11 protein-coding genes are annotated in these 12,740 nt (G+C 39.9%); 5 read left to right on the top strand and 6 right to left on the bottom strand.

Annotated elements, in window-relative coordinates; genetic code table 11:
- Positions 1–74: 74 nt before the first annotated feature.
- Entirely contained in the window at positions 75–455 is a 381-nt protein-coding gene (locus tag NT175_09070) for a Rid family detoxifying hydrolase (protein ID MCX6234854.1), read from the bottom strand.
- A gap of 195 nt (positions 456–650) precedes the next feature.
- Between NT175_09070 and NT175_09065 the strand changes: the two genes are divergently transcribed.
- Complete coding sequence (locus NT175_09065; GenBank protein ID MCX6234853.1) at positions 651–1,628, top strand: ornithine cyclodeaminase family protein; 978 nt, start codon at positions 651–653, stop codon at positions 1,626–1,628.
- Positions 1,629–1,705: 77 nt separating this feature from the next.
- On the opposite strand, the gene NT175_09060 is transcribed toward NT175_09065, so the two are convergent.
- Positions 1,706–4,273 (bottom strand): putative LPS assembly protein LptD, encoded by a 2,568-nt coding sequence (locus tag NT175_09060; GenBank protein MCX6234852.1) that lies wholly within the window; start codon positions 4,271–4,273, stop codon positions 1,706–1,708.
- A 229-nt stretch (positions 4,274–4,502) separates the two neighbouring features.
- On the opposite strand from NT175_09060, the gene NT175_09055 reads away from it, so the two are divergent.
- Together NT175_09055 and NT175_09050 are read left to right on the top strand one after the other, a co-directional pair.
- On the top strand, positions 4,503–5,597 hold the full coding sequence (locus NT175_09055) for an N-acetylmuramoyl-L-alanine amidase (GenBank protein ID MCX6234851.1): 1,095 nt from the start codon (positions 4,503–4,505) through the stop codon (positions 5,595–5,597).
- Positions 5,598–5,700: 103 nt separating this feature from the next.
- Positions 5,701–6,693, top strand: coding sequence for an MlaD family protein (locus tag NT175_09050; GenBank protein ID MCX6234850.1), 993 nt, complete (start codon positions 5,701–5,703; stop codon positions 6,691–6,693).
- A 32-nt stretch (positions 6,694–6,725) separates the two neighbouring features.
- Here the strand turns inward: NT175_09050 and NT175_09045 are convergent, their stop codons facing one another.
- Positions 6,726–8,252 carry an organic solvent tolerance protein OstA gene (locus NT175_09045; GenBank protein ID MCX6234849.1) on the bottom strand — a complete coding sequence of 509 codons (1,527 nt, stop codon included), beginning with the start codon at positions 8,250–8,252 and terminating at the stop codon, positions 6,726–6,728.
- Between the two features lie 444 nt (positions 8,253–8,696).
- Between NT175_09045 and NT175_09040 the strand changes: the two genes are divergently transcribed.
- Together NT175_09040 and NT175_09035 are read left to right on the top strand one after the other, a co-directional pair.
- On the top strand, positions 8,697–9,284 hold the full coding sequence (locus NT175_09040) for a hypothetical protein (GenBank protein ID MCX6234848.1): 588 nt from the start codon (positions 8,697–8,699) through the stop codon (positions 9,282–9,284).
- Between the two features lie 10 nt (positions 9,285–9,294).
- On the top strand, positions 9,295–9,855 hold the full coding sequence (locus tag NT175_09035) for a PepSY-associated TM helix domain-containing protein (protein MCX6234847.1): 561 nt from the start codon (positions 9,295–9,297) through the stop codon (positions 9,853–9,855).
- A 14-nt stretch (positions 9,856–9,869) separates the two neighbouring features.
- Here the strand turns inward: NT175_09035 and radA are convergent, their stop codons facing one another.
- The 3 genes from radA to NT175_09020 are packed head-to-tail and all read right to left on the bottom strand — an operon-like array spanning position 9,870 to position 12,734.
- Positions 9,870–11,240, bottom strand: coding sequence for a DNA repair protein RadA (gene radA, locus NT175_09030; GenBank protein ID MCX6234846.1), 1,371 nt, complete (start codon positions 11,238–11,240; stop codon positions 9,870–9,872).
- Positions 11,240–11,731 (bottom strand): D-glycero-beta-D-manno-heptose 1-phosphate adenylyltransferase, encoded by a 492-nt coding sequence (gene rfaE2 / locus NT175_09025; protein MCX6234845.1) that lies wholly within the window; start codon positions 11,729–11,731, stop codon positions 11,240–11,242. The genes radA and rfaE2 overlap by 1 nt, the downstream gene beginning before the upstream one ends.
- On the bottom strand, positions 11,718–12,734 hold the full coding sequence (locus tag NT175_09020; GenBank protein MCX6234844.1) for a lysylphosphatidylglycerol synthase transmembrane domain-containing protein: 1,017 nt from the start codon (positions 12,732–12,734) through the stop codon (positions 11,718–11,720). The genes rfaE2 and NT175_09020 overlap by 14 nt, the downstream gene beginning before the upstream one ends.
- Positions 12,735–12,740 lie beyond the last annotated feature (6 nt).

Raw genomic sequence — 12,740 nt, 5'->3', positions numbered from 1 at the left:
CATAATATATTCTCTATTCGATTAAACAACAAAATATGATAATGTAACATTCGACCTTTTCTTGAAGGTACAGATTAACTTCCAACAGCAATACATGAAATTTCCACATCCACGTTCATCGGTAATCCGGCAGCCTGAAGGGCTTCACGAGCCGGTGGAGCTTCCTTAAAATAGCCTCCATATACTTCGTTTACATCCTTATAAATAGCCATATCGCTAAGGAAAATGGTGACCTTTACTACATGCGACAGATTCATGCCAACTTCCTTCAGAATGGCCGTGATATTTTCCATTATCTGTTTTGTCTGTGCCTGAACACTATCTCTGACCAGTTCACCGGTATATGGATTAATGGAAATTTGACCGGAAATATACAGTGTATGATCAGCCAGGATTGCCTGACTGTATGGCGCAATCGGCTTTGGTGCACCGGAAATATTAACAAGTGTTTTCATGGGATAAATCTGTTGTTTTAGCAAATATAAAAGAAAATCATTCAAACTTTGCGGCAGATTGAAACCTGGGTATTTATAAATCCAAACTTATGTTTATCTTTATAATCAAATAAACATTATCGAGTTAAAATGTATTTTTTCATCTTTCATTTTTCATTTTTCATTCTTCATTCTTTGTTATAAACCGGAGGTACTATGACTCTTATTTTAAATCGTAACGACGTCATGTCAGTGCTTACCATGAAAGATTGCATGGATGCTGTCGAACAGGCTTTTGCCGAACTGACAAATGGTACGGCTGTTCTGCCTCTCAGAACGAACATCTCTCCACCGGATGGGGTGTCGCTGTATATGCCTGCATACCTTAAACAGATGAAAGCATTGGCGTGCAAAGTTGTCACCGTATACAAGAATAATCCGGCCCGGTTCAACTTACCGGTAGTGATCGGTAAAGTCCTGCTGCAGGACCCGGAGTCGGGTGATGTATTATGCATCATGGATGGCGGCTACCTCACAGCTGTCAGAACCGGAGCTGCCAGCGGTGTGGCGACAAAATACCTGGCCAGAAAAGATGATGAACAAATTGCCGGCATATTTGGAACAGGTGTACAGGCACGGCAACAATTACTGGCAATTGCAGAAGCCAGAAAACTTTCAAAAGCCTTCATCTTTGATATTGCAGATAGTGCAATGGACAAGTTCATTTCTGACATTCAGAATAAAGTGAATTTCCCGATCATGAAAGCGAAAAATGCTGATGATATGGTAACAGCAGATATCATTTGTACAGCCACCTCTTCAGCCGTGCCTATTTTTAATGGCAAGAAGATCAGACCTGGTACACATATCAATGGTATCGGAAGCCACTCACCAAATGCCAGGGAACTGGATAGCGATATCATTAGACGCTCAAAATTTATTGGTGACTCCCGTGAAGCATGTTTCAGCGAAGCAGGTGATATCATCATACCTGTTAAGGAAGGCATCATTGATGAATCGCACTTCTATGCCGAACTGGGTGAAATTATAACCGGTAAAAAAATAGGCCGGATAACTTCAGGTGAAATCACTCTTTTCAAGTCCAACGGACTTGCTATTCAGGATACAGCTACTGCCAAGCTGGTATATGATAAGGCCAAAGCAGCAGGGATCGGAATCAATATCTCTATTTAAACTGACGAACGGTTATCCAGACAGATAAGCTTACGATTTTTCTTTGACCTGCAAAGTTTTACGGCTGGCTGCCGAACTCAAAAACTATCCCTGAAATCTTTCTTTTTTTGCAGTTTGAGATCTTGTAAGAGAGGTGCCTTTGCATTAATGGAGAAATTCCAGCTTTTAAGAGGGCCAATAGGTATCCAGTTAAATCTCATCTCCCAGCAATGTAAATCGCGGTAAAAATCGAACGATGTATAGGAAAATCCTCCGCCTTCAAAATCATACCCCGACCGGAATCCGATTTTCCACTTCGGTGTTATGTTTACATCCCCGTTAAACGAGAGAGTCTGAGTAATTTTATTTTTCGGTCTAAATGAATCCTTATCAAATCGCCTGATCAACTGCAGATTGTAAGAAATATTTATCCGCCATGGATTATTCCAGTCCAGAAACTGGTCAGGTGCGGCCATAATCTGGGCTATCTCGTCCTGGGTTCCGGCAGCAGATGGAGATTGTCCCAAAGGTGGATTTTTTTTGTTCTTAGAAGTCAGATTCCAGTTCAAACTGAAATTCCATGTCATATTATCAAACCTCAACAGCTTGTGATTCTTTTCCCATTGGAACGTATTGATCCTTGTGCCTGTAGAATCATCAATGGCATAGAGGTCCCATCGGCCGTTAAACTGGACATTCAGGTTACGGAAAAGCTTTGTTCGTCCACTCATGCTAATTGGTGCCCATTTTAACGAATCCCTGGCCAGATCATATGATGTGGAGATATAAAAATTATCAATCAGAACAACCTTTTTTGTTCCGGTTATGGTATCCTTTTTTGAACGTACCTTTATCTCCAGGTTATTATTAAGACTGAAAGAAAAACTTCCAGATTTTCCATCCGGGGGAGTGCCGTAAATTGAATTCTGATACAGCGAGTAATGCACACTGTCGGTTTTCGTTTCGTCGAGATAATAATATTTCCAATAACCAAATTTTTCACTGCCAAAATCAGGCCGGAGGGTAAATCCTATCGAAGGTGTCATAACGTGCCGTATAGCCCTCAGGGGTCCCTTCCTGAATTGTACCATGCCATACAATTTGGTGCTCAGTGATGAGGAGAAATTGAAATCCCGTGCAGTCTGAAAACCATAGATCGTATCACTTTTCACATAACCTGGCAGCGTATCAGTGGAGGTGATCACTGTATCATTTACCCATGCTTTTTCAACTCTCTGCGTGTACCATCGCTCTGTATAACTGATCGAATTGGTCAGGTTGAAATATTTCAAAACTTTCAGGGAGCTTGAAACAGGAATAGTATGCTTCATTCCATTCTTAAACAGGTTCATCATGCTCTTAGTAAACAATAATGAATCATAAGTATTCAGGTTATTCTGAGCATTCATGGTATAAGTCACACTGATATCTTCATACCATCGTAGCTTCCCCACTCTCACTTTTTTTCTGAATGGATAAAAGCGGTTTACACTGAAGGAGATATTGGGAAGGGAAAGAATGACGTTCTTTTGCTGTGTATTTTGAGAGTGGTTGAGGCTGACTGTAAGATGATAAAGGCCCGACCAGCTCTTCTGATAAGAAATGCTGGATTGAAAAGTATTGGATAAATAGTCATTTGTACTCACTGGATTATACCTGTTAAACGAACTGCTGACAATATTGACACTTGCCGAGAAAGTGCTGTTGGGCATGGATTTAGGGTCCTGTGTGTGACTCCATCGAATAGAAAAATCCCTTTTTTTCTGATAACCAGGAGTGCCTGCATCACCAAATTTATTGATCGCGTAGCTGAATCCAAAAGTACCACTGAATTTATATCGCTTCTTATAACTCACCAGAGGTTTGATAGCCCAACTTCCCCTCGAATAAATATCTCCTTTGACCGTCAGATCGAAATAATCACTTATCCCCCAGTAATATCCGCCATTCTCAAGGTAAAAGCCACGGTCTGGCGACTCACCCCAGGTGGGAACGATAATGCCTGATGTCCGGCCCTTAAAGATCGGAAACAGACCAAACGGAAGGGCAAGAGGTATGGGTACATCTTCGATGACCATCCACGCCGGACCAGTTATGATCTTATCATCAGGTATAATCTTGGCTTTTTTAAAATGCATCCCATAATGCGGATGAGGAAGATTGCAGGTTGTATAACTACCGGATTTTACATCAATAATATTATTTTCGAGCTTTTTGATTGTTGTCCCATGAAGATATCCGTCACCCTCCTGGGTAATAACATTTTTGATCAATCCCTTCTTCGTATCAAAATTGTATTTCATCTCTTTTGATGTAAAGCTCTGGTCCCCATCAGTAAATACAGGCACTCCGGTCTCCTTGTTCAGTGAATCAAGAAGAAAGGTAGCGTACAACATACTTTTTGAAAAATCTATTTCTACATAAGCCGCTTTAAGGTCGGTTTTTTGATAGTTTAACGCGGCATTCTGATATAAGAAGGCCTTTTGGTTTGGGATATCAAAAATGATGGAATCGTCGGACTTGTAGTCAACTTTCGCCTCCAGTGCATATTTCTTTCCCACCACACCCAGTGTGTCGGCAACTATCGAGTCGCTAGATACTTTTAAAGTGTCAGAAAGGTTCATAGGTACCGTATCCTGCCCGATTACCTGATAATCAAGGAGCATAACCAGTACCACCGTGAAAAAAAAAGCTACTGTGCGTCTTGTTAAAAAAAACATCAACAATTTGACAACAGATAAGTTACTACGTGCTTCTATCTATACTAATTTTGTCAATATACAATAGTCCCGGATTTTTTTAGTTTATACGATACAAACAGGTATCCAGAATGTCGTATGCCGGGGCCGGGAAACAGCATAATTTCCTCAAAACTAATTAAAATCTATTTCCTGATTGAAACGATTGATTTTATTTTTTGGTATGTTCTGTGCTCTGGCGTTGTCTGATTCTATCGCCTCGGCCCAGATGACCATTAATACTGTCGTTATCGATGCCGGTCATGGAGGTCATGATCCAGGTGCATTAGGGAAAAACTCCAGAGAAAAGGACATTACACTTGCCATCGCTCTTAAAACAGGTAAATATATTAAAGACAATCTCCATGACGTCAAGGTAATTTATACCAGGTCGACTGACGTTTTTGTGGAACTTTACCGACGTGCTAAAATAGCTAATGATAACCGGGCTGATCTGTTCATTTCTATTCACTGCAATTCCAACCGCTCTTCTGAACCTTCCGGTTCGGAAACCTTTATTATGGGTCTGCATAAGACACAGGATAACCTTGAAGTGGCTAAAAAAGAGAATTCTGCCATTTTTCAGGAGGAAGACTATGCTGATATGTATGAAGGTTTCAATCCTAATTCTGATGAGGATTATGTGACACTTTCACTTTTCCAGCATGCATTTCAGGAACAAAGCATCGATATGGCCATGCATGTTCAGGACCAATTCAGGGAGCATGTGAAACGTATTGACCGTGGTGTCAAACAAGCCGGATTCCTGGTACTATACCGGACAACAATGCCGGGGATTCTCATTGAAACCGGCTTTCTGAGCAATGCACAGGAAGAAAAATTTCTCCTGTCAGACCAGGGTCAGGATTATTTAGCTTCAGCAACATACAGAGCTTTTAAAGAATATAAGCTGAATTTTGAAAAAACCAATCAGAAACCACCAGTGACCATTGATAAAAAAGAACCCCCCAAACCACATCCCGAAATTTTTTTCAGGGTGCAGTTTGCCACATTCACCAAACCAAAACCTCCTGGTTATAAAAAATTCAAAGACATTAGAGATATCAGGGAATACCGTCAGGATGGACTTTATAAATATACAGCAGGGAATGATACCACACTTGAAGGCGCCAATAAATTAAAAGAGGAATTACTTAAAAAAGGTTTTAAAGATGTCTTCATCGTCCCATTTTTAAACGGCAACCGTATCACATTGGATGAAGCACAAAAACTCCTCATGGAATCAGATTGAAAAACTGCCTTTAAAATGTTTTGTGACAGAAAAAAAAGTGCTATGATTTAGTTTGAGGAGGCGTTTTTTCAACTTAGCAAAATATTTTTATCTTTGTATAATCATGTTTACACTAAAGAAAATAAAGATTTCGAGAGAAGTAAAAATCGGAATCATTTTCGTTATAACCATTGCTCTTTTCGTTTGGGGGATAAATTTCCTGAAGGGCACTGACATATTCTCCCACCATCGAATATTTTATGCCGTTTATGACAGGGTTGATGGTCTTGTCGCTGCTAATCCTGTTAATATCAATGGAATGAAAGTCGGCCAGGTGAAAAGCCTGCGCTTTGCTGATAAAACAACCGCTAAAATCATTGTTGAATTGTCCCTCAATACCGACCTGCCCGTACCTGACAACTCCGTTGCAAGAATTTACTCCGAAGACCTTTTGGGCGCAAAGGCTGTGGCTATTGTCCTTGGAAATTCCAGCACTTTTTGTACAAATGGAGATACCCTTGCAAATGAAATTGAAGAAAGCCTCAAGGATGAAGTGAACAGACAGGTTCTGCCAATAAAAAGAAAAGCTGAGAACCTTCTCCTTTCAATTGATTCAATGGTTACAATAATTCAGTATGTATTCAATGCTGAAATGAGAACCAACCTGATCGGCAGTGTAGCCAGCATCAAAAAAACCATTGACCATCTGCAGAGTACCAGCCAGTTAATTGATACACTTATGCAGTCGCAGCATTCCCGCTTTGAAGCTATCATTGCCAATATCAATTCGATTACCAGTAACCTGAAAAACAATAACAATAACATTACCAATATACTTCAGAACTTTTCTTCGATCAGCGATACACTGGCCAAGGCTAAGGTATCGGAAACACTGGCGAACACCAACCGTACAATCCATGATCTCTCGTTAGTTCTTGAAAAAATTGAAAAGGGTCAGGGGTCAATCGGCCTTCTAATCAGCGATGATAGTCTGTATAAACATCTCAATGCATCGGCGAGGGAGCTAAACCTGCTGATCGAAGATCTCCGCGTGAATCCCGGCAGATACATTCACTTCTCAGTGTTCGGCAAAAAAAATAAAGAGGAAAAAAAATAAAATACACCTGGCTTCCCACTGTATTTCACTTTTCACTCGAAGAAAATATCAAATTTATTAGAAGGCCTTCTGTTTCCAAGCCATTTGAATCCTTTTAACCTGAGATCTTCCGGTTTTACTTCATTCTCCGGATAAAGTGTAGCCGTGGGTTGATCGATATAGGTTATCTTCTGTATCTTATTGTTAGATAATTGAATTTTCATATTTCCGGAGAATACTTTGTTGATGCCGATCAACCCTCCGTCATCCTCCCTGACGAAATAAATGGTCTCTGCATTGGATGCAACAGTTATTTTTGTCAATTCATTATCAGTAAAATATCCCGTCATATTGATCCCACGAATCTGGTTATACTTATTCTCCGCATCCCGGCCAATAATAAATGCTGTATTGTGCAGGATCATCCTCGACAATTGCTTATTTCTGATCCATATCTGAATGGAATCCGCTGTTAATTGGTATTGCTCTGACCATAGGACAGGCTCTTTATATAGACTGATGACAGAATCGGTAAAATTATAATACAATGAATCACACATGCCCTGTATATCAGTTCTGTAAAACTTGGACCGGTTATAAGCATAAAGAGATCTGATGTTTTGAGTCGAATCAAAGGTTGCTCGTAAAGTGTCAGCATGGAGAAAAAGGGAATCCAATTCAGAAATTAAAATTGCTACAGCGCTGTCGGTGATCATTGAATAGCCATCCGGTTTCCTGTATTCAGCATAATTCCCTTTAATGATAATATCCTGTACAGTATCAGTCACAACTACATGATTGAACGCTTTACCGAATCCAATCTTCTGATCATAATACAAACTGTCGCCCTTCATTGATTGCTCACCATGAATGATATAGGCATTCCGGTCATATTGTGAGATATCATCTCTGGTATCATACCAGCCATTTTCACAGTAAATATAGGTGTCACTACTCTCAATCGTTGTAGGCCCAAGAAAATGTGCTGTTTCACTCTCTGTATTGTATTTCAGATTCTCTGAATTCATGATATACCTTGGATTGACAAGAATAACATTTTTCCTGAAGAGAAATTCTTTTTTTTCCGAAAAGTAATATCCGATGTCGCTGTAAAGCTCATTATCCTTATTAATAATCTTGCCTCCTGCAATATACTGTGCAGTCCGGGATAAGCGGTTATAAAACAAATGTTCGGTAGTGAGTGTTGTCTCTTTATCAATTAATTTAACATTATTTTGTATCTCGGCGATCTTTGTATTTCCATCATAAATCAAGTGATCGCCAAAAAGATGGAGCGTGTCACTGGCCTTGAAATGTACGTTGCCAAAAGCTTCAACATTATTTATCTTTTCATTCAGATAGGCACTGTCGCAATATAGGAAAATGCTGTCATGCTCAAGGATAACCTGGCCTGCCAGAACCTGTATATCACTCATTATGTATTTGTTATATTTGATTTCATCGGCCTGGATGAGCCTGATAAGCGTTGTATCCTGAGAAAAAAGATAGATTGGTGAAAGCAGGAATATTAAATGCGCTAAAACAAATAGCTTCAACCTGTATGTGCTGAAATCTGTCATATTCCTGCAAAGGTAAAAATTTGAAAGCCTGCACAGTAAAAAAGTTCTTTATTCCTTTAAAAACTGGTCTGAAATCGAAAAATATTATAATAGAGGCTCTCTCATAATCAGGGACAGTTTCTTTTTTTTACGCTCTGGCTGCCAGGCCTCGCAGTCGCGTTGCGTTGGTTCGTCCCCGCGGCCGTGGAGCAAATAAAATAAATCTAAGTAATAGGTAGATAGATGGGAATTAAAAAAGAGGGTGCCTCACTTTTAACCCAACTTGCACCCCAATACTTGTAATCTATCCTGAACCAATGGTTTGATTTTTTCGATATTCAGTTTCAGGTAACACGGATTTTTTGAGAAATCCGTTTAGGTGATCATTACAAGATTTCACAGAGGTAATTTGCGGTTGTCAGTAAAAATGATTAATTATGCAGCCTGATTTTAAAGGAGGACATTATGTTAAGATCTCTGTTTACTATCATTCTATTTTCATTTTTTTCGCTAATTATTATTTCTTGCGGAAATAAGACAGCTAATACTACAAAGGAAGCACAGGAACAAATCATGCTGAGTGTGGCTGATTTTGATTCATTGGTCCAGCAATATGTAGGAAAGGAAGTTGTTCTCTCAGGGACGGTCGTTCATGTTTGCCGGGAAAGCGGAAAACGGATGTTCCTGATGGACGGTGATTCCAGTAAAAGAGTCAAAGTCACAGTAGGAGGTAATATTTCAAGTTTTGACATCGCTCTTGAAGGCAGTGATATTGTTGTTAAAGGCATCGTTGATGAACTTAAAATAGATGAAGCTTACCTGTTGCAATGGGAAGATGAGATTAAAAAGCAGGAATCTGAAGTACAACAAGATAGTACAGCTTCATCAGGACAGGGGATGTATACAGGTTTAGGGGAAAAAATCGATCAGGGCAATCATCAGAGTCCTTATGATGTAATTAACCAGTACAGGCAAGAGGTTGACGCAAGCGGTAAAGGATTTATTGCCTTTTATTCGATCGTTTGCAACAAAATCGAAGAAAAAAAAGAATAAGCTTCGGGCCATGACCAAAATCAACTGGCGCAAATGGAACAGGGTTTTACACCGTGATTTCGGGTATTTCTTCTTTGGGATGACTTTTATTTATGGCCTTTCCGGAATAGCTCTCAACCACGTCAAAGACTGGAATCCAAATTATATTATTCATGTAACGGGATTCAATATCACAGTTCCTCCTGATATATATACCCTAAATGACAAACAAATAGCTTCACTCCTAAAGGGAATCGGTGAAGTGGATAATTATAAGAAACATTATTTTCCTGATGGAAATACCCTCAAAATCTTTTTAACCGGAGGATCAGCTACAATCCGTCTGACCGATGGTACCGGTGTCATTGAGAAGATCAAACGCAGACCATTATTAAATCAGGTTAACTTTTTACATTATAATCCGGGAAAATGGTGGAAATATTTTTCTGATATTTATGCAGCTGCCTTGATTCTTTTGGGAATAACTGGCCTTTTCATCATCAGGGGGAAAAATGGTATTTCCGGTCGTGGTGCCTGGCTTACTGCTATTGGTATTATCATCCCACTAATCTTCCTTTTCCTGTATTCCTGATTCGGTAAATGGATTTAGGAAAATATTTCCCTGACCAGATCTTCAATTTTTGTACAGGTAATGATCTTGATAGTGAATTTCTGTTTATTCAAACCCTTCAGGTTATATTTCGAAATAAGAATCCTTTCAAAACCCAATCTTTCAGCTTCAGTTATCCGTTGTTCGATGCGGTTAACGGATCTGATTTCACCTGAGAGTCCGATCTCGCCGGCGAAAGTGACCTTTTGGCCAACAGGTATATCAGCATTTGAAGATAGTATAGCAGTGACTACAGCCAGATCGATAGCCGGGTCATCAACCTGAATACCACCGGCGATGTTTAAAAATACATCTTTATATCCCAGCTTGAATCCGCTTCTTTTCTCCAGTACAGCCAGTAACATATTTAAACGTCTAACATCGAAGCCCGTAGATGAACGCTGAGGTGTACCAAACGCAGCTGAACTTACCAAAGCCTGAATTTCTATCAGCATGGGACGCAAGCCTTCAATGGTCGCCGCAATAGCAATACCGCTAAGTTCTTCATCGCGTTGTGCAATAAGAATTTCCGAAGGATCCGGCACCTCCCTGAGTCCATTGTCATGCATTTCGTATATCCCCAATTCAGAGGTTGATCCAAATCGATTCTTGGCAGCCCTGAGAATACGATATACATAATTATGATCACCTTCGAATTGAAGGACCGTATCAACCATATGCTCAAGGATTTTCGGTCCGGCCAGAAGACCTTCCTTTGTGACATGACCTATAAGAATGACAGGTATACCGCTCGCCTTGGCAAAATGTTGCATTTCAGCAGCACTCTCGCGGATTTGAGATATGCTTCCGGCCGATGAATCAATGACATCAGTATGCAATGTCTGGATTGAATCAATGATGACCAGTCCTGGTTTTATCTCATCAATATGTTTAAATATCTCCTGTGTCGATGTCACATTCAATATAAAACATTCCTTGTTCATTATTCCTAAACGATCAGCCCGTAAACGTATTTGCTGGTTACTTTCTTCTCCTGATACGAAAAGTATTCTGGTCCCTTTCATGTTCAATGCTATCTGAAGCATCAGTGTAGATTTACCAATACCAGGTTCACCTCCAATAAGAACAAGAGATCCGTTCACAAGACCACCGCCAAGTACACGGTTGAATTCCTCATCATGTGTATTGATGCGAGGATTATCTGACCAGTTAATATCTGAAATCAATTGTGGTTTTTCCGGTTTACCTGACAGCAGAATATTATGGGTGCTTCCCATGCTGTCATCCCGGTGTATAATTTCCTCCACATAAGTGTTCCATTCGTTGCATGATGGACATTTTCCGATCCAACGGGTCGATTGGGCACCACAATTCTGGCAAAAAAAAGCTGTTTTAGTCTTGTTCATCAAATGAATTTGATTTTTTCCAGCAAAGAAGATGATGAATAACCATGGAGAAAATCGATGAGGAAGACCTCACCGCCCTTAGCTTTGACAACATCGTAACCTACTATATCCGTGAGCCGGTAATCACCGCCTTTTACTAAAATATCGGGTTGAACAGTCTGTATCAACTGATAGGGAGTATCTTCATCAAACAAAACAACCGCATCTACGAAGTATAAAGATGCCAATACTGTTGCCCTCCCAATTTGATCATTCAATGGCCGGTTCGGGCCTTTTATCCGCCGTACCGAAGCATCTGAGTTTAATCCTACGATAAGCACCTCGCCGAGGTCTGCAGCTTTTGACAGGTAATCGATATGACCAAGGTGAATGATGTCGAAACATCCATTTGTGAAAACAATCCGTTTACTTTTGAAGCGCCAGATAGCTAATTGTCTTTCAAGAGCTTGTGCACCCAGAATTTTCGAATCTATTACTTCACGTTTTACCATTGTTTGTTCTGTTTAGCATTGGCAATAAAGTTAAAGAAATTAGTCCTGCAACAATGATCATGACCGTCTGTCCCGTCCAAAGTAACCATCCCATAGCATATCCTTTGGGTTCAGCGATGTTATATATAAACAACGTTTCAGCAACGATAGCCGGATATATGCCGATACCTCCCTGGACGACAATGATGCCGATACTGGCAAAGATAAAAACGGCAAATCCGGCAATGAGGCTGAGTGACTTTGTTTCAGGCAGGCATGAGAAAACAACATAGGTCATTACAAAGTATAACAGCCAGATAAAAATACTATAAAACACAAATAACCATGGGCGTTTTATTTTGGTGAGAGATTTCAATCCCTCAATAAATCCGAAGATGAACTCTTTGATTTTCAAATAAACTTTCGCGTGTGCAACTTTTCTTCTGAAGAAAAAAAGAAAAAAAATGCCAAATAAAAGAATGGCCAAAAAACCTATCAGGAAATAATTATCCACAAGAGAATTGCTGAATTTTTCAGATAATGGCCGATATATCTTCTCTTCTATATAAAGGTGCACCTTGTTGAATTGGAGGGCAAGGTTGATAAAGAAAAGAATTATAAAGGTCAGAAGGTCAACAGCGCGCTCAGTGACCACTGTTCCGAAGGATTTTTGAAATGGTATTTTTTCATATTTTGTCAATACTCCGCAGCGGCTGATCTCTCCAAGGCGGGGCAGGGCCAGGTTGGCAAAATATCCTATAAAAACAGAAAAAAAAACATTTCGGAATCTGGGATTATACCCCATGGGTTCTATGAGCATTTTCCATCGCAGAGTCCGGCCTATGTGACTGAGAATACCCAAACCCATCGAAAGGAAGATCCACCAATAGTTGGCCTGACGGAAAGATTGCAGGATTTCTTTTTTCTCCTCTGCTGTCAGATTACGCATAAAAATCCATATGAAAAATAATCCTATGGCAAGGAAAAAAAGAAATTTTCCAACAGTGATGATAGTCTTCTTCACTGGGGA

The sequence above is a fragment of the Bacteroidota bacterium genome, from assembly GCA_026391695.1.
Taxonomy (GTDB): Bacteria; Bacteroidota; Bacteroidia; order Bacteroidales; family JAGONC01; genus JAPLDP01.
The sequence above is the reverse complement of the archived record's forward strand: the minus strand, read 5'-3'. Positions and strand labels throughout refer to the sequence as shown.

What these genes read in the sequence shown, in the direction of transcription:
- NT175_09070 (MCX6234854.1), bottom strand. Translation starts at nt 455, where the DNA reads ATGAAAACACTTGTTAATATTTCCGGTGCACCAAAGCCGATTGCGCCA.
- NT175_09065 (MCX6234853.1), top strand. Translation starts at nt 651, where the DNA reads ATGACTCTTATTTTAAATCGTAACGACGTCATGTCAGTGCTTACCATG.
- NT175_09060 (MCX6234852.1), bottom strand. Translation starts at nt 4,273, where the DNA reads ATGCTCCTTGATTATCAGGTAATCGGGCAGGATACGGTACCTATGAAC.
- NT175_09050 (MCX6234850.1), top strand. Translation starts at nt 5,701, where the DNA reads ATGTTTACACTAAAGAAAATAAAGATTTCGAGAGAAGTAAAAATCGGA.
- NT175_09045 (MCX6234849.1), bottom strand. Translation starts at nt 8,252, where the DNA reads ATGACAGATTTCAGCACATACAGGTTGAAGCTATTTGTTTTAGCGCAT.
- NT175_09040 (MCX6234848.1), top strand. Translation starts at nt 8,697, where the DNA reads ATGTTAAGATCTCTGTTTACTATCATTCTATTTTCATTTTTTTCGCTA.
- NT175_09035 (MCX6234847.1), top strand. Translation starts at nt 9,295, where the DNA reads ATGACCAAAATCAACTGGCGCAAATGGAACAGGGTTTTACACCGTGAT.
- radA (MCX6234846.1), bottom strand. Translation starts at nt 11,240, where the DNA reads ATGAACAAGACTAAAACAGCTTTTTTTTGCCAGAATTGTGGTGCCCAA.
- rfaE2 (MCX6234845.1), bottom strand. Translation starts at nt 11,731, where the DNA reads ATGGTAAAACGTGAAGTAATAGATTCGAAAATTCTGGGTGCACAAGCT.